General features: G+C 41.6%; 23 protein-coding genes. 19 read left to right on the top strand and 4 right to left on the bottom strand.

From position 1 onward, the window contains the following. Positions 1-69 precede the first annotated feature (69 nt). From DYE48_RS05110 to hpaB, 4 genes are all read left to right on the top strand, one after another. Complete coding sequence (locus DYE48_RS05110) at positions 70-180, top strand: YhfH family protein (protein ID WP_115822687.1); 111 nt, start codon at positions 70-72, stop codon at positions 178-180. 72 nt (positions 181-252) lie between these two features. Further along, on the top strand, positions 253-1845 hold the full coding sequence (gene aceB, locus DYE48_RS05105) for a malate synthase A (RefSeq protein ID WP_115822686.1): 1593 nt from the start codon (positions 253-255) through the stop codon (positions 1843-1845). Positions 1846-1858: 13 nt separating this feature from the next. Beyond that, on the top strand, positions 1859-3151 hold the full coding sequence (aceA, locus tag DYE48_RS05100; protein ID WP_425269288.1) for an isocitrate lyase: 1293 nt from the start codon (positions 1859-1861) through the stop codon (positions 3149-3151). Between the two features lie 145 nt (positions 3152-3296). Beyond that, complete coding sequence (gene hpaB / locus DYE48_RS05095) at positions 3297-4736, top strand: 4-hydroxyphenylacetate 3-monooxygenase, oxygenase component (protein WP_115822685.1); 1440 nt, start codon at positions 3297-3299, stop codon at positions 4734-4736. A gap of 11 nt (positions 4737-4747) precedes the next feature. On the opposite strand, the gene DYE48_RS21110 is transcribed toward hpaB, so the two are convergent. Further along, complete coding sequence (locus DYE48_RS21110; protein WP_167356006.1) at positions 4748-4885, bottom strand: hypothetical protein; 138 nt, start codon at positions 4883-4885, stop codon at positions 4748-4750. A gap of 126 nt (positions 4886-5011) precedes the next feature. Here DYE48_RS21110 and DYE48_RS05090 point away from each other — a divergent pair, with 126 nt between their 5' ends. Beyond that, a complete protein-coding gene (locus DYE48_RS05090; protein ID WP_115822684.1) occupies positions 5012-5218 on the top strand; it encodes a YozQ family protein in 207 nt (68 codons plus the stop codon). After that, the gene (locus tag DYE48_RS05085; protein ID WP_341865609.1) at positions 5218-5478 is read left to right on the top strand and encodes an alpha/beta-type small acid-soluble spore protein; all 261 of its coding nucleotides are present in this window, start codon (positions 5218-5220) and stop codon (positions 5476-5478) included. Before DYE48_RS05090 ends, DYE48_RS05085 begins: the two co-directional genes overlap by 1 nt. A 54-nt stretch (positions 5479-5532) precedes the next feature. Here the strand turns inward: DYE48_RS05085 and DYE48_RS05080 are convergent, their stop codons facing one another. Next, on the bottom strand, positions 5533-5919 hold the full coding sequence (locus DYE48_RS05080) for a hypothetical protein (RefSeq protein ID WP_115822683.1): 387 nt from the start codon (positions 5917-5919) through the stop codon (positions 5533-5535). A gap of 137 nt (positions 5920-6056) precedes the next feature. On the opposite strand from DYE48_RS05080, the gene DYE48_RS05075 reads away from it, so the two are divergent. Next, a complete protein-coding gene (locus DYE48_RS05075) occupies positions 6057-6653 on the top strand; it encodes a serine/threonine-protein kinase (protein ID WP_115822682.1) in 597 nt (198 codons plus the stop codon). 66 nt (positions 6654-6719) lie between these two features. After that, on the top strand, positions 6720-6959 hold the full coding sequence (locus DYE48_RS05070) for a hypothetical protein (RefSeq protein ID WP_115822681.1): 240 nt from the start codon (positions 6720-6722) through the stop codon (positions 6957-6959). A 38-nt stretch (positions 6960-6997) separates the two neighbouring features. Here DYE48_RS05070 and DYE48_RS05065 read toward each other — a convergent pair whose 3' ends face one another. Next, positions 6998-7756, bottom strand: a complete 759-nt coding sequence (locus tag DYE48_RS05065) for a TrmB family transcriptional regulator (RefSeq protein WP_115822680.1) — start codon at positions 7754-7756, stop codon at positions 6998-7000. A 744-nt stretch (positions 7757-8500) separates the two neighbouring features. Here DYE48_RS05065 and DYE48_RS05055 point away from each other — a divergent pair. Continuing rightward, complete coding sequence (locus DYE48_RS05055) at positions 8501-9670, top strand: MFS transporter (protein ID WP_115822678.1); 1170 nt, start codon at positions 8501-8503, stop codon at positions 9668-9670. Between the two features lie 406 nt (positions 9671-10076). On the opposite strand, the gene DYE48_RS05050 is transcribed toward DYE48_RS05055, so the two are convergent. After that, positions 10077-12653 carry a glycoside hydrolase family 31 protein gene (locus tag DYE48_RS05050; protein ID WP_115822677.1) on the bottom strand — a complete coding sequence of 859 codons (2577 nt, stop codon included), beginning with the start codon at positions 12651-12653 and terminating at the stop codon, positions 10077-10079. 379 nt (positions 12654-13032) lie between these two features. Here DYE48_RS05050 and DYE48_RS05045 point away from each other — a divergent pair, with 379 nt between their 5' ends. From DYE48_RS05045 to DYE48_RS05000, 10 genes are all read left to right on the top strand, one after another. Beyond that, positions 13033-13209: a YfhD family protein gene (locus DYE48_RS05045; protein WP_089654190.1), complete on the top strand. Its 177-nt coding sequence runs from the start codon at positions 13033-13035 to the stop codon at positions 13207-13209. Positions 13210-13396: 187 nt separating this feature from the next. Further along, positions 13397-14308, top strand: a complete 912-nt coding sequence (locus tag DYE48_RS05040) for a glycine betaine ABC transporter substrate-binding protein (protein WP_115822676.1) — start codon at positions 13397-13399, stop codon at positions 14306-14308. Between the two features lie 248 nt (positions 14309-14556). Then, positions 14557-15504 carry an AAA family ATPase gene (locus tag DYE48_RS05035; protein WP_208639631.1) on the top strand — a complete coding sequence of 316 codons (948 nt, stop codon included), beginning with the start codon at positions 14557-14559 and terminating at the stop codon, positions 15502-15504. Then, positions 15501-16709: a DUF58 domain-containing protein gene (locus tag DYE48_RS05030; RefSeq protein WP_115822675.1), complete on the top strand. Its 1209-nt coding sequence runs from the start codon at positions 15501-15503 to the stop codon at positions 16707-16709. The genes DYE48_RS05035 and DYE48_RS05030 overlap by 4 nt, the downstream gene beginning before the upstream one ends. A 2-nt stretch (positions 16710-16711) precedes the next feature. Then, positions 16712-17932 (top strand): LTA synthase family protein, encoded by a 1221-nt coding sequence (locus DYE48_RS05025; RefSeq protein WP_115822674.1) that lies wholly within the window; start codon positions 16712-16714, stop codon positions 17930-17932. Positions 17933-18019: 87 nt separating this feature from the next. Next, positions 18020-18826 (top strand): VLRF1 family aeRF1-type release factor, encoded by an 807-nt coding sequence (locus tag DYE48_RS05020; protein ID WP_115822673.1) that lies wholly within the window; start codon positions 18020-18022, stop codon positions 18824-18826. Positions 18827-19078: 252 nt separating this feature from the next. Next, positions 19079-19384 carry an antibiotic biosynthesis monooxygenase family protein gene (locus DYE48_RS05015; protein WP_115822672.1) on the top strand — a complete coding sequence of 102 codons (306 nt, stop codon included), beginning with the start codon at positions 19079-19081 and terminating at the stop codon, positions 19382-19384. After that, positions 19381-19749: a hypothetical protein gene (locus DYE48_RS05010; RefSeq protein WP_115822671.1), complete on the top strand. Its 369-nt coding sequence runs from the start codon at positions 19381-19383 to the stop codon at positions 19747-19749. Before DYE48_RS05015 ends, DYE48_RS05010 begins: the two co-directional genes overlap by 4 nt. Positions 19750-19760: 11 nt before the next feature. Continuing rightward, the gene (locus tag DYE48_RS05005; RefSeq protein WP_244199384.1) at positions 19761-20414 is read left to right on the top strand and encodes a cobalamin B12-binding domain-containing protein; all 654 of its coding nucleotides are present in this window, start codon (positions 19761-19763) and stop codon (positions 20412-20414) included. Then, complete coding sequence (locus DYE48_RS05000) at positions 20401-21165, top strand: STAS domain-containing protein (protein WP_115822669.1); 765 nt, start codon at positions 20401-20403, stop codon at positions 21163-21165. Before DYE48_RS05005 ends, DYE48_RS05000 begins: the two co-directional genes overlap by 14 nt. The last annotated feature ends 89 nt before the right edge of the window (positions 21166-21254 follow it).

Here is a 21254-nt window from a genome sequence, read left to right as displayed (position 1 = left end):
TTCCTCACAGTAAACTGTACCATAACAGATAAACGAAATAACTTCTGTTATATCAAAGGAGGAGCTAAAATGAAAAAACAACAAAATGTCCCTTGTCCGCAGTGTGGTTCGAAAATCGAAGGTCATACTTACAATTACATGATGGAATGTGATCGTTGCCTTTCCAAAAAAGATGAATAACTTTTTTGTTTTAACTGTTATATATCAGTAGGGTTAATTGTTTGTTAGTATACAACAGAGGGTGGCGATTCAATGGAAACCAAATTGTCTGGAATACAAATTCACGGAACAATGCATGACGGATTTTCAGAGATTTTAAATGATGAAGCATTATCCTTCATCATTCAATTACATGAAAAATTTAATGACAAAAGAAAACAGTTACTGGCAGATCGAATAGAGACACAAAAGAAAATCGATCAAGGACAGCGGCCGGATTTCCTGAAAGAAACCGAGCATATCAGGAATGCTGACTGGACGATATCCCCCATACCTGACGATCTTAAGGATCGTCGGGTAGAAATTACAGGTCCTGTTGACCGGAAGATGGTCATCAATGGCCTCAATTCCGGAGCGAAGGTATTCATGGCTGATTTTGAAGATGCGAACTCTCCAACTTGGCTGAATACCATTCATGGCCAAATCAATTTGAGAGATGCAGTAAGACGGAATATACGTTTTGAAAATCAAACCGGAAAGGTCTATGAGTTAAACGAGAAGACTGCTGTACTCAAAGTACGCCCGCGTGGATGGCATTTAGAAGAAAAACACATGACTTACAATCAGGAACGGCTCTCCGGGAGTCTTGTGGACTTTGGACTCTACTTTTTCCATAATGCTAAAAAACTCATTGAAAATGGTTCGGGGCCGTATTTTTACTTACCGAAGCTTGAAAACCATCGTGAGGCGAAGTTATGGAACGATGTGTTTGTCTTTGCTCAAGACTATATGAATATCCCACAAGGAACGGTGAAAGCGACCGTCTTAATTGAAACGATTTTAGCCGCTTTTGAGATGGATGAAATCCTTTATGAATTAAGAAATCATTCCGCTGGATTGAACTGTGGCCGTTGGGATTATATTTTCAGCTACTTAAAAAAGTTCCGTCATGATGAAAGGTTTTTATTGCCTGACCGTGCAGATGTGACAATGACTGTTCCATTTATGAGGGCCTACTCGCGGTTAACCATTCAAACCTGTCATAAGCGAGAGGCTCATGCCATGGGTGGAATGGCCGCTCAAATACCAGTAAAAAATGATAAAGAGAAAAACGATGCTGCTTTTGAAAAGGTACGTGCGGATAAGGAGCGGGAAGTGAAAGATGGGCACGACGGGACATGGGTCGCCCACCCGGCCATGGTAGAGACAGCGATGGAGATTTTTGACAAACATATGACAGATGATAATCAGATCCAAAAAAATCAACCTTCCGTCTCCTATCGTGCAGAGCAATTGCTTGAAGTTCCTGATGGATCTATTACAGAGCAGGGGTTAAGAACAAATATAAATGTAGGGATTCAATATATGGCCTCCTGGCTGGATGGAAGAGGAGCAGCACCGATTCATCATTTGATGGAGGATGCGGCAACTGCGGAAATTTCGAGAGCTCAAGTGTGGCAATGGATCAGACATCCGAAAGGGATTTTAAAAGATGGCAGGGAGATTACGATGGAGCTTTACGCATCGTTGAAAGAAGAAGAGATGGAAGCGATTCGCTGGGAAGTAGGAGAGAGTGCTTTTGAAAAGGGTTCCTATATGGAAGCCGCCCAATTGTTTGACCGATTGATTCGAAATGATGATTTTGCTGAGTTTTTAACTTTAGAAGCTTATGACCATTTATCTTAAGGGGGATTTCATTATGAATGAGCGTGTAGAAAAATTGCGTCACCAGTGGCAGGACGAGAGTCGATGGAGCGGGGTACAAAGACCATATGAAGCTGAAGAGGTCATTCGGTTAAGAGGTTCCATGGATATTCAGCATACGTTAGCGGAAAAAGGTGCCGAAAAGCTTTGGAAGTTAATGAACGAAGAAGATTTTGTCCACGCGTTAGGTGCTTTGACAGGAAACCAAGCGATGCAGCAGGTGAAAGCGGGTTTGAAAGCCATCTATTTGAGTGGATGGCAAGTAGCCGCCGATGCCAACCTCTCAGGGCATATGTATCCCGATCAAAGCTTGTATCCGGCCAATAGCGTACCACAAGTGGTGAAGCGGATCAATCAAGCCTTGCAAAGAGCGGATCAAATTCATCATATGGAAGGCAAAGAGGACATTGATTGGTTTGCGCCCATTGTCGCAGACGCCGAAGCTGGTTTTGGTGGCCAGCTGAATGTGTTCGAGTTGATGAAAGGAATGATTGAAGCAGGTGCTGCAGCTGTTCACTTTGAAGATCAGCTTTCTTCGGAGAAAAAATGTGGTCACCTTGGTGGGAAAGTCCTTTTACCGACACAAACAGCGGTTCGAAACCTGATTTCCGCAAGATTTGCTGCGGATGTGATGGGAACTCCGACCATCATTATTGCAAGAACCGATGCGAATGCGGCAGATCTGATCACGAGTGATGTGGATCCTTATGATGCGCCATTCATTACTGGAGAGAGAACGGCCGAAGGTTTCTTTAAAACAAGGTCTGGATTGGATCAGGCGATTGCACGTGGTTTGGCTTATGCGCCATATGCTGATCTTGTCTGGTGTGAAACATCAGAGCCTAACCTGGAGGAAGCCCGACGTTTTGCAGAAGCTATTCACGAACAATACCCTGGAAAGCTTTTGGCTTATAACTGCTCTCCTTCTTTCAACTGGAAGAAGAAGCTGAATGATGAAACGATTGCAAACTTCCAGCGGGAACTAGGGGAAATGGGATACAAGTTCCAATTCGTTACATTGGCAGGGTTCCATGCCTTGAACCATGGCATGTTCGAACTTGCTCGTCAATATAAAGATCGTGGTATGGAAGCTTATTCTGAGCTTCAGCAGGCAGAGTTTGCGAGTGAGATTCATGGGTATTCAGCGACACGACATCAGCGTGAAGTGGGAACAGGATATTTTGATGAAGTCGCTCAAGTGATCTCGGGTGGAACATCTTCCACAACGGCATTGAAGGGTTCCACAGAGACTGAACAATTCAACTCTGAAACCGTCAGCCCTTCATAACAGGAGCGTATGATTTAGTGAGAAACGCCTGGAGTGTGAACCTCCGGGCGTTTCTTTTTCTTGTCCACAAAGCACAATTCTTCGCCGAATTAATATGGTATGATATCAGTTATTTTCAGTGATTGTGAAAATCAGGAGTGATATCATGCCGGTGATTTCAGGTGAAGAATATAAAAAACGCATAGACGCGATGAATGCGGAAGTTTGGGTGGGAGGAAGTAAAGTCACGGGTAGCATTTCCGAACACCCGGCCTTCAGGGGAATCATCCGCAGTCAAGCAGAACTCTACGATCTTCAGTGTGCCAATCAAGACGATATGACTTTTCCCTCGGAAACGACAGGGAACCGATTAGGACTGTCTTACTTAATTCCAAGAACGAAAGGGGAATTAGAAAGAAGGAGGAAAATGATTCAGCGGTGGGCTCTTCATTCAGGTGGGGTAATGGGGAGAAGCCCGGATTACATGAACACTGTAATCGCCGCTTTTGCTGCATCGATTGATGTATTGGATGGGGAAGAGAATTGTCATCCGGAACGGCTTCTGCAATTTTATGAATATGCTCGAGAGAATGATTTGTCGTTCACACATACTTTCGTTAACCCTCAAAGCAACCGATCAAAGTTAGCTTTTCTAGAAGAGGATGTCACCAACGCTAGGATCATGGACCGGACCGACCAAGGTTTGATCATTAAAGGTTCCAAACTTCTGGCAACACAAGGAGGAATAACGGATGAGATCATCGTCTTTTCCGCTCCTGGTGCTCAGGATAATGCTCACGCCTACTGTTTTTCTATCCCGAGCAACACGAAAGGGTTAAAGTTTGTATGTAGGGAATCATTCGCCAGTGATGGACCATCTTATGATTATCCTTTGTCCTCACGTTTTGAAGAGATGGACACCATCGTCATTTTTGATGATGTTCTCGTTCCCTGGCAGCGTGTCTTCATACACGATAATATCCGAGCAGCTACCCGTTTGTATGTCCAAGGGAAATTTGTTCCCTTCACGTTACATCAAATCGTTTCACGGCAGATTATTAAAACGGAATTTCTTTTAGGAATCGCCCAGGGGATCGTTGATACCATACAAATTGGCGATTATCAACATGTTCAAAGTAAAGTGGTGGAAATAGTCAAAGGGTTGGAAATTATGAGGGCGTTGGTCATCAAATCCGAACAGGAAGCGGCTGTCGATGCTACTGGTATCATGGTTCCTGCCAAAAAACCATTATATGTGGCTGTGAATCAGTTTCAGGAATCTTATCCGAGGTTTGCTGAAATCCTCCAGATTCTCGGAGCCAGTGGGATGATGTCGATTCCACATAAGGCTGATTTTGAAGGGGAAGTCGGAAAACAGCTGGATCACTTCTTGCAAGGGGTCGAAGTAAAAGGAGAAGATCGAGTCTCGCTTTTTCGGTTAGCCTGGGATTTGACGATGAGCAGTTTTGGTTCCAGACAAACACTCTATGAACGGTTCTTCTTCGGAGATCCTGTACGGCTCTCGCAAACCATTTATCAACTTTATGATGACAATAAAGCGTTAGAAACCATTCAACCGTTTATATCAAAAAAAGCTGACAAGTAAATGTCAGCTTTTTATCGTTTAGCATTCGCTTTTTTTGCTTTTTGTTCCAACTGAGAACGAGGCTGCTGATCAGCGACATCTTCTGAAAGTCCCTGTGGGTTCACTGTGTTGCCGGCATTTCGTTTGAATGCATTGCTTTTCTTACTCATAAGCACACCTCCTAAAGCTTATTTTGGAGTAATGCGCGGTTTTTATCCATGTTTTCTATAGGCAAAAGCTTACAACGAATGGGTTGTTCAAACATGCAAAAGCTAAGCGCAAAGGAGGAGTTAGGTATGAAGCAAAAGCAAAATAAATCCCATCGTAATCATAATCAAAACACAGATGACTTCAGTTCTCAGGGCTTAGCAACTACCCATGAGCAAGTATCCGACACACTTACAGAGGGTACGTACGACGCCAAGATTGATGAAGTGGATGAAAACGGTCAGTTAATCAGCCATAAAGGTGAAGATATCAAAAAGGGAAAGAAGCGTGACTGATGATGGCCAGAAGGAATAAACTGCTTGTTCCAGAAGCAAGGGCAGGACTCGATCAAATGAAGGCTGAACTATTAAAGTCATCTTCCCCTGAACAGACGAAATATGAAGTGGCCCAGGAACAAGGGATCCCTTTAAAAAAAGGAAACAATGGTGATTTAGCTACGAGGGATGCAGGTAAAATCGGCGGACAGATTGGCGGACGGATGGTAAAAGAATTGATTCGCAGAGCCCAACAACAGATGGAACAAGATCAAAAGTAAGAGGCGCATACCAGCGCCTCTTTTTTTAAAACCTTGTCATCCATTCGAATAAGCTTATTCGTTTTTAGCTAACATGTGTTTGGGATGCATCATCATTAACTGATCAAGTTCTTTTTTATGGTAAAGGAATTCGGATTTATTTTTACATACGAGGGACTGATCGATCTGATGTTGATGGACAAGAATTGCTAAATCCAGATCCATTTCTGTATAGAGTGAACGGTCTTCATACTTTTCATCGATAAAAGGAATGGACATATAAAAAGGATCAGCATCATTTTTTCTAACAGCGATATACCAGCCTGCATTGTCTACATAAAAGGGGTCTTCAAGGATGTGAAGATGATCGCCTTGGGTAAATTCAATGATTTCATGGCACGTACAATCTTGATTGCCTTTTTCATATGTGAACGTTTGTAGAACGGTTAAGGTATTCTCCATAGCCATTCTCCTTTCAAGGTGATAAAATAATAATAGTTGATAATGATTATCAATGTCAAACAAAAATACACTTCTTTTTCTAAGAATTTTGGTATAATGATATAAATAAAATGGCTTTTTCATAGAGGAGAATCTTTATGGGGAATATCAAAGATTTGGTGGGAAAAGTACAGTTTGACGGGGACCGTGCCATCGTTGTTCCCCAAGAGTTCCAGTGGATTGGCCAGGGAAGAAGTGCCGTGGTCTACCGTTTGAGGGGAACAGACCTGGCGATAAAGATTTTTTATCCAGGTTACGAGGATTTGGCACATATTGAAGGGAAAGTGTACGAGAAGCTGAACAATCATGATTTCTTTCCAGCTTTTTATGAACAGGGAGAGGGCTATTTGACGATGCAGTACGTGGAGGGCATCACTTTTTATGACTGTCTCGTCAATGGAGTGGCAATTACGGAAGAGATGGTCCAACGTGTGGATGAGGCGCTTGAATTTGCGTGCCGGTTAGGTTTCAATCCTTCTGATACTCATTTGAAGAATATCCTGCTCACTACAGATGGTGAAGTGAAAGTGATTGATGTGGTCCGCTTCACGCAGGAGTTTGATTGTCCGCATTGGCGTGACTTGAAAAAAGCCTATGAAACCTTTTATCAGCGCCGTTATGTCCCGAAAAAATTCCCGCGGTTTTTTATAGAGTTCATCATTCGTTTGTATCGTAAAAGGTTGTTACCGATTTAGACGTTTCTTTTGTTTGATCATCCATTTTTCTGGGAAAACCTTGAACTAGAAAGGTGGAATGTGATCATGACACAACATCGTTTGAGTGATGTAGAAGTCGGTAAAAATTACAAGGCAAAAGAGTTAGACAGTTTTGTATCCACGACAGATGTACTTGTTCTTTCTAACAATGATTCACAACTTTTCACAGAACCTGAAAGAGAGTATAAAGTCGTTGATGCATTTGATGGGTTTTTTGAACATTCCTCTGAGGATGGAGAAAAGTACTTCCGTGAAAAGAAAGCTTATGTGGTAGAAAAGGTATAAAAAAAGGCGTCCATTAAGGACGCCTTTTTTTTAAAACATCAATATCTTAGCTTCATAAGAATTTCCTTAATCTCCTCGTCGGCCATCAGTATTTTTTCGTATCTTTTCGTGATTTCAGTCAGTGCGACATCATGGTGGAAGAATTCAGTGAAGAATTTTACTAATGGTTTGGATAAGGTATGAATGCCTTGGAACACATCACTCTCCACACCTGCGAATAATATTTCCTTGTGATCAATGATGATAAGTTTATGCCTTTCAAGTGCTTCGTGTTTTTCGTCGGGCAGGAGGACATGGGCATGCAGCTTTCCTGTATCCAGTTCACCAACAGAAAGAAGTTCCACCTTGATGCCTTCATTCTCTTTTTCCTCAAGAAGAGGAAGAAGGGGGGCCAATTCATCACTCCAACCGGTAACCAGTATTTCCTTCCTTGCAGTTTGAATCCGCTCTCTTAATAAAGCATTGATGGAAGAATTATTTTGGATGGTCCAAACCCGTTCATCCGAGTCATGAAGTTTAAAAGTCGTATTTCTTATTTCGTCGATGTTGGCTTGAAATTCATCTGTCAGCTTATCAATGGTCGTTTCCAGTGGAAGGGCCGTGTAAAGTTTTTTCCTTTCTTGAAAAGAAGTAAGAATCAACCCTTTTTCAACTAGGCGCTGAAGGACTTCATAGATTTTAGACTTTGGAACTTGGGAGTATTTCACGATGGATGTAGCATCCATAGGCTCATCGCTTGCTGTGAGTACTTCAAAAACTTGGCTTTCATATTGAGTAAATCCGAATTTCTGTAACATCATGTACCTCGCTTATTGTGAACAGATTTTAGATTAGTTGTAGAATAACCTTATTCAATATATTGGCAGGATTGTTGAAGACTCAGTTTCGAGATGTTCCCGGGGTTCGTTTGCCATGTTGAGCGTCAGGGGTGGTCGGGAAGCAACTCGCTTTCCTGTGGGGGAGCAGCGAGCTTCCTCGGACTTCGTCCTGCGGGATCTTGCCTATCTCCTTTCTCCCACGGGAGTCTCGCAGCTTCCCAACCACCCCATTCGATTCAGGAGCGAAACGAACCCCTTCACTGTGGGAGGATGCCTTCCACTATCCTGGTGTTTTAAGCATAAAGCGCACTATAGCAACCTTTCCGCATACGCAATAGCGTCCTTGGGAGTTGATTCCCCTCCAATTACCATGTGCATAAAAGCAGCTTATTCCGGAAGATACTTATATGGCAAAGGGGCGGAGGGGAATGGGGAGACTCCTGTGGGAAAGAAGTGCTTGGTGAGACCCCACAGGACGCAGTCCGAGGAGGCTCACCGCGCTCCCACGGAAAGCGAGCTATTCCCCGCAGCCCCCATGCACTCACCAAAAGCCTCGAAACTGAGTCTTCAAGAATAGGGAGCTTTAGTGTAATAGAAGTTTTTTATTGATGCATTAGGTTTAGAATACATGGAGGAATGAAAAACGTAAACATTTCCTCTTGTTTTATCCTTTTCATATGGTTACCATTGTAGTGGTAACCTAATAGAAAGGGTCATGCAATTATGAATAAAAAAGTTTATTTGTTAGCACTTGTTGCCTTTGTCGTCGGAACCGTTGAATTGATTATCGGTGGGATTTTAGACCTTGTTGCCGATGATCTTGGTATCACCCTTGGTCAAGCGGGTCTATTGATCACTATTTTTTCCTTAGTATTTGCGGTGGCATCACCGGTTTTACTTACGGCAACCGCTCGGTTTGACCGGAAAAAATTGATGCTTGTCACGTTAGTTATTTTCTTTCTTGGAAACATGCTCGCCTATTTGAGCCCGAATTATTCCACAATTATGCTTGCAAGGGTATTAACAGCGGCGAGTGGATCATTGCTTGTGGTGCTCGCTGTGACAATTGCTTCTGCCATTGTTACTAAAGAGTATAGAGGAAGAGCGATTGGTACCATTTTTATGGGAATCAGTGGTTCCCTTGTTCTTGGAGTGCCTATCGGGCTGACTATTGGAAACAGCTTTGGATGGAGAGCACCTTTTCTACTGATTAGTGTACTGTCTTTACTCTCTTTTGTGGCTGTGTGGGTTTCATTAGGGAATATTGCTCCGAAACCTGTCATTTCTGTGAAAGAACAACTACGTACGTTAAAAAATAAAAAGATTTTTTCTGCACAGCTGACTTCGTTTTTGTTTTTGACAGGGCACCTTGCCTTGTATGCTTATCTGACTCCATTTCTTAAATCGGAAATGGGGATGAACGGGACTTGGGTGAGCATTGTTTACTTCATCTTCGGTGTCGCTGCCGTTATGGGGGGAGGAGTCGGAGGTTTTTTATCGGACAAATTTGGGTCTGAGAGAAGCATTCTCGGCATTATCCTCGTCTTTGCGGTCGCTATTTTCACAATTCCGCATGTCACATTTTCCCTTCCATTATTCTTAATGGTGATGGTGATTTGGAGTGCATTGAGCTGGGCTGTAACACCTGCACAACAAAATTATCTGATTTCCTCGGCACCTGAAACGTCAGATATTCAGCAAAGCTTGAACAACTCTGCATTGCATTTCGGAATTGCTTTTGGTTCTTCCATCGGTGGAATTGTCATTGAGCAGAGTTCCGTTATTCATAACGCAACTGTTGGAGGATTTTTCGTGCTTGTCGCTTTGGCCACCGCCTATTTCTCCATTACTCGTGGGCGACAAACGTATGAGCAGGAAGCTATGCAGCAATAACATAAGAACCCCACCGGACGCGGTGGGGTTTTTTTATTCTCCTTTATATTCAACTGCATTCCTTTCCCAGTATTCCAAGTGAGGGAGGGTAAAAGGAGAGTCGGCCATCGAAGGAACTGTTTATTTGAGGTCTGAAGTGTGCATGGTCACCTGGTTTTTGCTTGATCTTTATAAAGGTCTTGGATCTACGTGCTTTCCGCTTTAGAATCAAACTATTGAAAGATGAAGAGTAGAACAATCATTATAAATGATCGTGCTAGCAGTATTTTGTTCTCATATATAGATCAGCCTTATAACAAATGGCTAGCAGATGATCTGCTAGCCATGTTGATTTATTGAATATGTTAGATGGAGATTCCTTCAGGATTTGTAATCATCCAATCCTAAAGATAGGCTTGGATGCCCTTTATTTTTTCTTATCAGGCTTACCTGCTTTATCTTTTTTACCATTGAAGAAAATCTTCACTTTATGCTTTTCATCAGCTGGAACATTCACATAAAGAGCTTCTTCTTCATTGTCATAAAAGAAGGTCTCTTGAGTGGATTTTACTTCCTCTACAGAGCTGACTTCCTTGTACTTCGCTTTTGCAGCACGTACACGTTTAGGTGCTTCTTCGCCATTAAGCTTCAGTGTGTAAGATTCTAAGTCCGTATCGAAACCAGTAGCCTTTTCTTTTTTCTTGAATTCAATGTGCTTCCCTTTACGCTTCACTTCCAGGTCCGTCACATTGTACTCGCCATCCTTGTAATCTAATGTTGCGCCATCATCTTCATAGAAGGAATAGGTCGCTTTTTCATTCAGATAGGTATCTAGAACAAGGTTTTCAAGTGGCTTTTCACCTGTATATTGCTGTACTTCACGAGTAGGGATTATAGAATCCTTTTTGACGTAGATAGGAAGGTGATCAAGTTGTGCTTCTGTCGTGATGGTCTGACCTCCGTCAAACTCTTCACCCGTCCAATAGTCCACCCACGTTTCTCCTTCAGGCAAGTAAACGTCACGCTCAGTTTGTCCTTGTTCCACAATTGGTGCGAGCATCATTGCTTTTCCGAACATGAATTGATCACTTACATTATAGGTTTTCTCATCATCTTGGAATTGGTAAACAAGCGGTTGTTGAACAGGAGTCCCTTGTTCGGCAGCATCGATGAATGCATTATAAAGGTAAGGCATCAATTTGTAGCGCATCTCAATGTATTTCTTACTGATATCTTCGACTTCCTGACCGAAAGCCCAAGGTTCCTGCGCCTGTTTCTTACCTTCAGCTTTTTTATCACTATCATAGTGAATACGAGAGAATGGTAGGAAGGCACCGACTTCGATCCAGCGGGCAAACATTTCTGCATCAGGTCGTCCAGCGAAACCACCAATATCATTTCCTACGAACGGTACACCTGAAAGGCCGACGTTCATGTTCATTGGAAGAGACATTTCTAAGTGATCCCATTCACTGACGTTGTCACCTGTCCAAAGAGCTGCGTACCGTTGAGAACCTGCGTACATATCACGTGTCAATACAAACGGACGCTCATTTGGTTTGTACATTTCAAAAGCATCGTATGTAGCTTCTGCTTCATCATGTCCATAGAGGTTATGGTATTCCTCGTGTGTTCGTTTGTTTTCACCTTCGCCAAAGGTTACATCCAGTGGCATGGTGTGGTAAGGACCGTCGAATACAGCTGGTTCGTTCATGTCATTCCATACGCCATCGATTCCTTTATCAAAAAGGATGTCGTGCTTGCTTGCCCACCAGTCACGCACCTCTTCTTTTGAAAAGTCAGGGAACATGGAATCTCCAGGCCATACTTCACCTACAAAGTTTGATCCATCAGGATTCTTTGCCCAGTAATCGTTGGCTGTCCCTTCATCGTACATGAAGTAACCAGGATCTTTCTTGACAGCAGGATCGTTGATTGTGATTTTTTTGAAGTTCATGTCATCTAGTTTTTGATGAAGAGCTTCGTCACCAAATTTATCAGCCCACGTAAAGACACGATATTCATCCATATAGTCGATGTCAAAATGCATGGTGTCTACGGGAATCTTTTTTTCGCGATACGTTTCAGCTACACGTTCAATATCTTCAGCTGAATATTCCCATTTGGATTGGTGCAAACCAAGCGTCCACTTGGCAGGCTTGTCCATTTTACCTGTCAATTCAGTGTAACGATCGAGTACATCTTCAATTTCAGGACCGTACATGAAGTAGTAGTTTAATGTACCGTCATCTGCGTAGAAGTAATAATAATCGTCACTCTCACTCGCCATTTCGAAATAAGAACGGTTCGTGTTATCGAAGAACATGCCGTATGCTTTTTCATTTTTTAGACCGATGAAGAATGGAATGGATGTGTATAAGTATTTTGTGTCTGTTCCATATGCATAAGCGTCCGTATTGAACATTCCAATGCTTTCACCACGCTGGTTTACTTCAAGTCCGGATTGTTCGCCAAATCCGTAAAAAGCTTCATCTTCTGTCGTCTTTTTATATACGTAAGGCTTTTCACCGTCATATCCAGAACCGTTTTGCATGTAATCTTCGTTAATTACGTTTCCTTCCTTATCAAGGAATTTAACGCCGAAAGGTTCTTTTTTTATTTTGATGGTGATTTCGTCTGTAGTGAGAGTGATTTCGCCATTCTCTTCAGAAACATCAAAAGAAGGGGTGTCCCATTCTTTTTTGCTGATGGCTTCAGAGAAATACTCTTCTTCCCCTTCTTTTAAAATAGAAACCTTTGCCATATCTTCTGAAAAAAGACGGATAAAAGCGGTTTGATCAGAGGATAAATCAAGCTTCACTCCATTTTCAAGCTGTTCCAAACCTTCTACTTGAAGTTGTTTTTTTACAGCCTCCTGGTTCAGCTCTTGATCAGGGTGGGGTTGTGTTACCGCTAGTACATTCGGCGCTTGTGCTGCTATTACCGTAGCTGCGATAGCTGTAGTAGCAACTAAGCGGGAGATTTTTTTGGATGGTTTGTGCATGTTCGCTTTTCACCTCGATAGTTTTTTTGCGTCAACCGGTTGCGCAAAATCAACTGTATACCGAGTGTGAAAAACTGGCAATATAGGAAATGTGGAATCGTTCCCATAAGTCATAAGAACCACCGGCCTTATTATGGAGCGATTGGAAGCGTTTGAAATAGATTTTGTAAGAGTTTCCAAAAAAAGTGAGATTCCAACCAATGGTTCATCCTTTACGATTCCTTAACAAATGTGGGGACTTTAGGTTCTTTTTATGTAAAAAGTGTGAAAACCCCCATAAGGTAGATTTTTGGACCGAATAATTCGGCTCTATCTTAAGAATATTTTTGGTGATTCGAAAAATACTACCATTGTTCCAACTAAGAAGGAGGGGAAGAACATGGGTAGAGACGAACACCGTAAAAACAAAGGGAAACAAAAACGCAAGTTACCTCAAACGCCTAAAAATCAGAAGAACATTGATGTAGAGTTCTCTGAAGAATTAGCGGATCGCGAAGATAAAATCGCTCAACAAAGAGCAGAAGCCGCAGACCGCCGCGCTCACAAAAAACAATAATTGGTAAATATAGCCACACCAGGTCATCCATAATTTGGATGACCTGGTGTGGAATAATCATACAGGGGTACATTTTATACAGTTTAAATTGTTTGAACTTGAATTACTTTATGGTATAATTTCAAATTGTGTTTGAATATATGAATCACATAGAAAATAAATGAATACTTAGAGGAGGTCATTTGTTATGAAACAATGGCGTAAATGGTTACCGGCTGTATTTCTTGGTATTCTCTTAACTTTAGCTGCTTGTGGCGACGACTCAGGAGAAGATACATCAAATGGTAACGAAAACGAAGGAGACAATGCTGAAACTTCTGAAGAAAAAGGAACCGTCAGAATTGGTATGAACAACTGGGCGGAGAACGTTGCTGTATCGAACATGTGGAAGCTTGTTCTTGAAGAAAAGGGCTACACCGTAGAGCTGGAACAAGTAGAAAAAGGTTTTCTATATGAGGCTTTATCCAGTGGGGATCTAGATATCGGTATGGAAATCTGGCTTCCGAACACGGACAAAGCGTTTTATGAAAAATATAAAGAAGATATCGACTGGCGAGAAACTTGGTATGAAGGAACAAAATTAGGTCTGGCTGTACCAAGTTATATGGAAGATATTAATTCGATTGAAGATTTGAAAGGCTCCGATGCATTTCCTGATAAGCAGATCGTAGGAATTGATGCAGGAGCAAGTATCATGTCTCTGACTGACAAAGTTATCAGTGAATATGGGTTGGATTATACACTTGCAGCATCTTCTGAGCCAACAATGATTACAGAGTTGAAGGGTTCCATGGAAAGTGAAGAACCTATTGTAGCGACTCTATGGAAGCCGCACTGGGGATTCTCTGAAATGGATCTGAAGTTCTTGGAAGATCCTAAAAACGTTTATGGCGATTCCGAAAACATCTCTTACGCTGCGCGCAAAGGATTAGAAGAGGATCAGCCTCAAGTGGTCAAGTGGTTTGACAACTTTATGTTGAACGATGATCAGCTTGGCAGCCTAATGGCTAGCATTAATGAAGCTGGAGACGCCCAAGAAGGTGCTCAAAAGTGGATTGACGAGCATCAAGACCTTATCGATGAATGGACAAAAGAATAATAACCCAACACCCGCTCTCCTCAGAGCGGGTCTTTTTTATGCTCTTATATCCTTTTACAAACATAAAGAGTCAGAAATTAAATTTCCAAGTCAACGACTCAGACCAACTGATCATTCACCAGTCACGAGTAAAAATATTTATGTTGGAACATTCATAAGGACAGCGACTCATCTGAATTGAAAGAATTATCTAACATAATTTGGTATAATGGATAACTGAAGTTTTAGTACAAAGGAGCTTTTACATAATGAGTATAGAGAAAATAAGAAAAGCGAAAGAAACGATCGGTCGAGTGATCCTCGGAAAAGATGAGGTTGTGGAGCTGTTGTTTGTCTCCATCATTGCAGATGGACACGCACTTCTGGAAAGTGTGCCTGGCTCTGGGAAGACGAAACTAGCTAAAAGTTTCGCTAAAGTGATGGATGGTCATTTCTCAAGGATTCAATTTACTCCGGACGTCCTTCCAAGTGATGTCACAGGCATTCAATTCTTTAATCCTAAAAACCAGGAATTCGAATTGCGTGAAGGTCCGGTCATGACGAATGTTCTCCTCGCAGATGAAATCAACCGGGCTACTCCGAAGACGCAGTCCAGTCTGCTTGAGGTCATGGAGGAAAAGCAAACGACTGTGGATGGTGAAACGTTAAAGATTGCTCCACCACTCTTTGTCATTGCAACCCAGAACCCTGTGGAAGGAAACCATGGGACGTTTCCTCTTCCTGAAGCCCAATTGGATCGGTTCTTGTTCAAGATCGACATGGGATACCCCACGGAACAAGAAGAAAAAAACATTTTAAGAACATATCAAAAAAATGAACCGTTTGAAACACTCACGCCACAAATCTCGTTAGAAGAAATTTTATATATCCGTGAACAATCAAAAGACATTGCCATTGCCGATGATACGATGAATTATCTTTTGGATCTTGTTCGGTTGACACGTGAAAGTGAGGATATCGAGTTAGGCGTCAGTACGAGGGGAGCCCTCGCTTTTATGAGAGCGAGTCAGGCTCGGGCGTTACTATTGGGAAATGATTTTGTCCGCCCGGAAGATGTGAAATTTTTAGCCCCTTATGTGTTGGAACACCGTATTGTCCTTTCTATGGAGGGGTCCATACGGAAAACAAAAAGCCAGGTGATCCAGGAAGTGATTCAGGAAGTTCCGGTTCCCGTTGAAGCAGGGTCGGTACAGTGAATCATTGGGAAAAGCAACTCGGATTGGGAAGAAGGTTTTATGATGGTGTTTTGGCTGCGGTGATCTTCACCGGATTGGTCGGGTTTATCATCAATCAGCCGATTTTTTATTTCCCTACTGGTCTTCTCATCATATTTATACTTGGAAGTAAGATTTTCGATCATTATAGTGGTTCGGATTTTGAGCTGCAAAATGTCAAACGTACCGTTCGTTTGTTTCCAGGAGATGAAACAGAATGGAAAATCCACATGAACAATTATTCAAGGGTTCCTATGTTAAATGGAACGTTGTCCTTTGAAACGGGAAAAATGGTAAGTAGTCGAAGCGAAATGATGAATAAATTGAACCATTCCTATTCATTCAAATTACCTTTTTCGTTAATGAGTCGTGGGGAATCCATTGTGCATATACCAGTAAGAGCTGAAAAACGCGGCGTAACAAAAGCAAGGAATATTTCGTTCCGGTTTCCCCATTTACTGAATTTCACTCCTATAAAAATGTGGTATAAAAAACCGTATCAAACAGAGTTTATCGTTTATCCAACTCCGGTACCTGTACTTGGTGTCAGAGAATTTATTCATCCATCCATCGGGGAACAACGCGCGAATTTTTCACCCTATGAAGATGTTCTAACACCGGTGGGAACGCGTGATTACGAACAGGGGGACGCCTTTCATAAAATCCATTGGAAAGCGAGTGCGAAATCACAATCTTTGAAGACGAAAGTATTAGAGCGCCAGGTGGATGGGAGTTGGACGATCATCGTCAACGTAGTGGAACAAACGAGGCTAGGAAATGAGCATTTGTCTCCCCGCCTCGAGTCATTGTTGTCCTATGCCTGTTATTTATGCTATACGGCAACAGAACGGGGCTATCCATATGAAATGATCATTAATATGCGAAAACCTCAAAGAAACCCTTATTTTTATCAAGAAAAAGGGGAGGGCAGTGTCCATTTACGACACTCCCTGGAAATGTTGGCCCGGATTGATAAAGAACAACGGCTGCTGCCCATGGATCAACTGTTCCATTGGTTCGGATCGCGCGGCTTAAGCAGTAAAGTTGTTCTCATTGTGGGGGAAATTCCTGATGGAAACGTAGATAAGTTAAAAGATTGGCAATCTAGAGGTACTGTTGTGCTTCAGGTCCAGATGGATGGTTCATCTGCCTATTTACGCCCCGCCTTACAAAGAGGGGGTGCTTGAATATGGTGGAAGGTCAAAGGAATATCATTTTTGTTTATCAGACCTTAGGGGAAGCGATGCTTTTTTTCGTGCTTCTTTTCCCTTTGATTCAATGGACGTCTCTATCCCTTTCCTATGTTCTGTTTAGTACATATGTGATCGTTAGCATCGTTCTATTTTTTCTTATAAGAAGATGGTCGTCAGGCTTTTTCCCCTATCTGTTTAGTTTAGCGATGATCATAATGATTGCCTATTTTGTGGGCGCTAGTTTATTGCTAGGATTCGTCGTCGGATCATTTCTTGTATGGAGATATTACCGTCATGAAAGAGATCCTGATTTGAATCATGAAATATCATTAATTTTGTACACATCGATTTTGACTTTTATCATGATTTTCTTTTTCCAATCCTGGGACGTAGTCTACGCACTGATTTCCTTATACGTTGTAACGTGGGGAGGGTATGCTTTTTCACATTATTACAACGTAGCGAGAAGGGAGAGAAAAGGAGGATGGAAGAGTCTCTCCGTCATCTTTCTCTCTTTAATCACAGGTACCTCGGTTATTTTGCTTCTTTTTCCATATCTACGTTCATTGATTGGAACAATCTGGAGTGGAGTTTCGTACGCCTTTCTTGTAGGAATCAACGGGGTTTTGACACTCCTCGCCAAAATAGGTCTTGACGTTTCTAGAATCGAGCCTATGGAAGAAGGTTCTTTACCGGAAATGAAGTTTTCATCTCAAGAAAGGCAAGAAGAGCTCCAACGAATGAATGATAGCAATCAAGAAACCACTCAAAAAGTAGCAGAAGCGATTGAAACAGGAACCGTCGTCCTAATCGTCGTTGCACTTTTTTTGGCTTTGATCACCTTTTTCTTTTTGAGAAAAAGAGTGAACATAGATATGGAAACAGCCACTGATGTTCTCAACTATCAGTATTATGCGTATGGTGAAGATGAGAAAAAGAGATCTTCCTCGTCTTTTTCTTTTCATAGGTCACGCACAGAAGGATGGGTGAGAAAGCAGTTTCGCACCTTTGAACATTTTGCAGCCCGGAATGGATGTGGCAGATATTCAAATGAATCAATCGAGGATTGGTTTCATAGGATTGGTCTTACTATTGAATCGACCGTCCTTTATCAAAAAGTGCGGTATGGCAGTCAAACGTTAACAACCGAGGAAAAAGAGCAATTTGAGCTTGAATTGAAAAAACTCAAACAAAAAATTATCGAGAAAAACCAATGACCTCTAGGAAATAAGTTTAAGCACTTCTTTTTCAGGAAACATAAAGAATAGATTCGATTTACAATTCTTGAAAGGAGTCGCTGTTTTATGGACTTAAATAAAGAAATAAAGAAACTAGAGGCAGTACACTTAGAAAAACCACAAAAAGTATTTACGATGTATCTAAACACCGACCCTTCCGACCCCGATCAACAAGGGGGAGAATGGAAGATCCATTTGAAAAACGGATTGAATAATTTCGAATCCTATCTTCAAGAAGATGGAGATTCGGATGAAAAGAGAAACTATTGGGCAGTAAAAGAAAAAGTGGAGCAATTCATAGAAGAAAATGAACAAAACTTCGCTAAGAGTGTTGTTTTATTTGCCACTGGCGATGACACGGTATGGTTTGCTGAGCGTTTCCAAATGCCAGTGAAGACAGAATTCTACTGGGAAGAAACACCTGTCCTGGATCAATTGAAAGAGATGCAGAACAAGTTCCCTAAAACAGGAATCGTCTTAACTCAGAAGAATCAAATCAAATTGATTGATGCAGAACTTGGAACATTGAATGATACCCAGTTGTTTGAACTTGACCTGGATACGGAAGATTGGAGGCAGCATCAAGGGCCACACCGTGCACAGCCTTCCATGGGATCTGGTGGTGCCAAGACTTCCAAGAGAGATCAATTCCAAGAGCGCTTCGAAGCCAACCGTTATCGATGGTACAAGAGTGTAGCTCCTAAGATTGATAAACTAGCTAAAGATTATGGCTGGGAGCGCTTCTATCTTGTCGGTGATAAAGAAGAGCTGAAAGATCTGCAGGACAATATGAATAAAGAAGCCGAAGACATGATCAACAAGAACCTTCTCGACCATGAAGAGATGCATGTTCTTGATGAAGTTGTGCAATAATCTCAGAAAGGTGCTGGTGCTAAAGCCGGCACCTTTTTTATTTGGGAAGTTTTAAATGAGGAGCAGTAAATCATTTGACTGGAATAACAATTTTCGTAATCCCTCCCTGTACCTTACTTATAGGGGCGTTTCTCACAGGACGGTAATGACCTATCTTCGTTATACTTAAGGAGAATCTTAACATTATACATAAAAGAAATGGTTATGATAAAATAATATTTAATGAAAATAAATCAGATTGGGGAATGACACATGTTCGTCGTAGATTCTATGGTGAAGGTACCAGACCATAAAGCAGATGAGTTAATTCATATATACAAAAAAAGATCACGCCTCGTAGACCAGGCGGATGGTTTTATTTCCTTTCAACTGCTACAAAATGACAAAAAGCCCGGTGAGCTGACGGTACACTTGGAGTGGGAATCTAAAGATGCTTATCTTAAATGGGCTCGTAGTGAACAGTTTAAGAAAATTCATGAATTAGAAAAGCAGTATCCTGATCAGGAACTTCAAGGGATCGTGCCGAAGGTTTCTAAATACGAGGTGGTCGCAACGTGAATAAGTCTGAGCAAAGCCGCTTAGTTCATTTAGTAGCAGATGAAATTTACGAGGCATATCCGTACCTTTGGGAAAAGTTCGGTCAGAACGGAAGAGACCGAACCGAAGAAGATAACTTCCATCATTTAGATCATTTACAAGCGGCCTATGAGATGGATAGTATCGATTTTTTTATGGATTATACGAAGTGGCTTAATACGGTTCTTACCTCGAGGAATGTTCCTACTTCTTTAATCATTGATAATTATGAACGTCTCGTTCGCTTATTGAAAGATATGGACCTGGTAGATGAGAAAGAAAAACAGTGTTATATCAAATATTTACAAGCGGCCTTACAACATTTGGAAACACTTTCAAAGAGGTGAGTACTTTGGAAATGCAACACGAACAATTAGCCCATTATTTCCTTCAGGGAGATGACCAGGGTGCAATAGAATTTATTAAAACGATGCTAGAAACATATCCGAGAGCTTACCTATATGGAGACATCATCACCCCCGCCATGTATTATGTTGGAGAATTATGGGAGAGGAATGAAATATCCGTGGCGGACGAACATTTAGCTACCACCATTTGTGATTTTGTGCTTTCGAAATTAGACGCGGAAAGCGGTCATGTAAGCAGGAAACAACAAAAAAATTTCAAAGCTATGCTGTTTGGTGTAGAAGAAGAGCAGCATTACATAGGTTTGAAAATGGTGGCCGATACGTTTAAAGAGCATGGATGGAGAGTGAGATATTTAGGACCGGCTCTTCCTATGGAACACTCTTTTACCCAAATTGAAAAGTATCGCCCTGACGTTATCGGAATCTCGGCGGCTTTACCTTATCGTTTAAAGACGATTAAAATGGTGTTGGAGCGTTTTGCTGAATTAGATTGGAACCCATTGATTATGATTGGTGGCAGATTAGCAAAGGAATACGATTTGAAAGAGTTTGAATCCGATCAGGTAATGGTTGTCAAGGACCTCGGTGATCTAAAGCGGTGGTTCAACGAAGGAAGGGAAGAAACGATTAATGAAACGAGTTGAACGCAGCTTCCCTTTGCCGCACTTAATCATGAATAAAAATTTTAAAATTGAGTCCTTATCTGATGAAGCTGTTACGATGTTCGGTGAAGTAAACCATTTATTAGAGATCATGGACGAAGGGAGCCTGTCTAAAATAAAGAGATGGGTTACTCCTGAGGTTCATAAACTCTCTATAGAAATTGCTCTCAAACCTTTAAAGGAAGATAAAAATCCAGTCACATGCGATATGCATGTGAAGTGGAAAAATGATTTGTATGCAGAAGTGTTGATTATTCCAAAGGACGAACAGTTATCGAAAGTCACGAAGACCATGGATCAACTGCGCTCCCGATTAAATGATACAAACTTTCAACTCCTGGAAGAAAAGGAAAAATTGGAAGAGGCCATTCAACATGGAAATCGCCTTTCTGCTCCATTTATACGCTTAACAGAAGAAACAGCTTTAATCCCGCTCTTTGGTCATATTACGGCTGATAAAATGTACACAGTGGAAGAGCCATTGCTGCACGCCACTCAGAATGAGGATACGGACAAGGTTCTTTTTGATTTTACCGCAGTAGGACAAATCGACGAGGATGGAGCTCAATTATTGAAAAATTTAATGACCTCATTATGTTATATGGGCTTACAAGTCATCATCACCGGCATTCGTCCAGAGCAGGTGAAGCGTATTCAAATCATTCATTTTTCATCAGAGATTATTTTTATGAATTCTCTGCATCAGGCTCTAAAAAAATATTGTAGCTATTAGTTGACCCGCTCCTTATACAGGAAGCGGGTTTTTTAATACTTAAAGCACATACTTTTATAAAAATATGTTAAAGAATCACTATTTTGTGG

The organism is Halobacillus trueperi (assembly GCF_003386945.1).
GTDB lineage: Bacteria > Bacillota > Bacilli > Bacillales > Halobacillaceae > Halobacillus > Halobacillus aidingensis.
The sequence above is the reverse complement of the archived record's forward strand: the minus strand, read 5'-3'. Positions and strand labels throughout refer to the sequence as shown.

Coding starts and splice junctions, on each gene's coding strand:
- DYE48_RS05110 (WP_115822687.1), top strand. CDS start 70: ATGAAAAAACAACAAAATGTCCCTTGTCCGCAGTGTGGTTCGAAAATC.
- aceB (WP_115822686.1), top strand. CDS start 253: ATGGAAACCAAATTGTCTGGAATACAAATTCACGGAACAATGCATGAC.
- aceA (WP_425269288.1), top strand. CDS start 1,859: ATGAATGAGCGTGTAGAAAAATTGCGTCACCAGTGGCAGGACGAGAGT.
- hpaB (WP_115822685.1), top strand. CDS start 3,297: ATGCCGGTGATTTCAGGTGAAGAATATAAAAAACGCATAGACGCGATG.
- DYE48_RS21110 (WP_167356006.1), bottom strand. CDS start 4,885: ATGAGTAAGAAAAGCAATGCATTCAAACGAAATGCCGGCAACACAGTG.
- DYE48_RS05090 (WP_115822684.1), top strand. CDS start 5,012: ATGAAGCAAAAGCAAAATAAATCCCATCGTAATCATAATCAAAACACA.
- DYE48_RS05085 (WP_341865609.1), top strand. CDS start 5,218: ATGATGGCCAGAAGGAATAAACTGCTTGTTCCAGAAGCAAGGGCAGGA.
- DYE48_RS05080 (WP_115822683.1), bottom strand. CDS start 5,919: ATGGAGAATACCTTAACCGTTCTACAAACGTTCACATATGAAAAAGGC.
- DYE48_RS05075 (WP_115822682.1), top strand. CDS start 6,057: ATGGGGAATATCAAAGATTTGGTGGGAAAAGTACAGTTTGACGGGGAC.
- DYE48_RS05070 (WP_115822681.1), top strand. CDS start 6,720: ATGACACAACATCGTTTGAGTGATGTAGAAGTCGGTAAAAATTACAAG.
- DYE48_RS05065 (WP_115822680.1), bottom strand. CDS start 7,756: ATGTTACAGAAATTCGGATTTACTCAATATGAAAGCCAAGTTTTTGAA.
- DYE48_RS05055 (WP_115822678.1), top strand. CDS start 8,501: ATGAATAAAAAAGTTTATTTGTTAGCACTTGTTGCCTTTGTCGTCGGA.
- DYE48_RS05050 (WP_115822677.1), bottom strand. CDS start 12,653: ATGCACAAACCATCCAAAAAAATCTCCCGCTTAGTTGCTACTACAGCT.
- DYE48_RS05045 (WP_089654190.1), top strand. CDS start 13,033: ATGGGTAGAGACGAACACCGTAAAAACAAAGGGAAACAAAAACGCAAG.
- DYE48_RS05040 (WP_115822676.1), top strand. CDS start 13,397: ATGAAACAATGGCGTAAATGGTTACCGGCTGTATTTCTTGGTATTCTC.
- DYE48_RS05035 (WP_208639631.1), top strand. CDS start 14,557: ATGAGTATAGAGAAAATAAGAAAAGCGAAAGAAACGATCGGTCGAGTG.
- DYE48_RS05025 (WP_115822674.1), top strand. CDS start 16,712: ATGGTGGAAGGTCAAAGGAATATCATTTTTGTTTATCAGACCTTAGGG.
- DYE48_RS05020 (WP_115822673.1), top strand. CDS start 18,020: ATGGACTTAAATAAAGAAATAAAGAAACTAGAGGCAGTACACTTAGAA.
- DYE48_RS05015 (WP_115822672.1), top strand. CDS start 19,079: ATGTTCGTCGTAGATTCTATGGTGAAGGTACCAGACCATAAAGCAGAT.
- DYE48_RS05005 (WP_244199384.1), top strand. CDS start 19,761: ATGCAACACGAACAATTAGCCCATTATTTCCTTCAGGGAGATGACCAG.
- DYE48_RS05000 (WP_115822669.1), top strand. CDS start 20,401: ATGAAACGAGTTGAACGCAGCTTCCCTTTGCCGCACTTAATCATGAAT.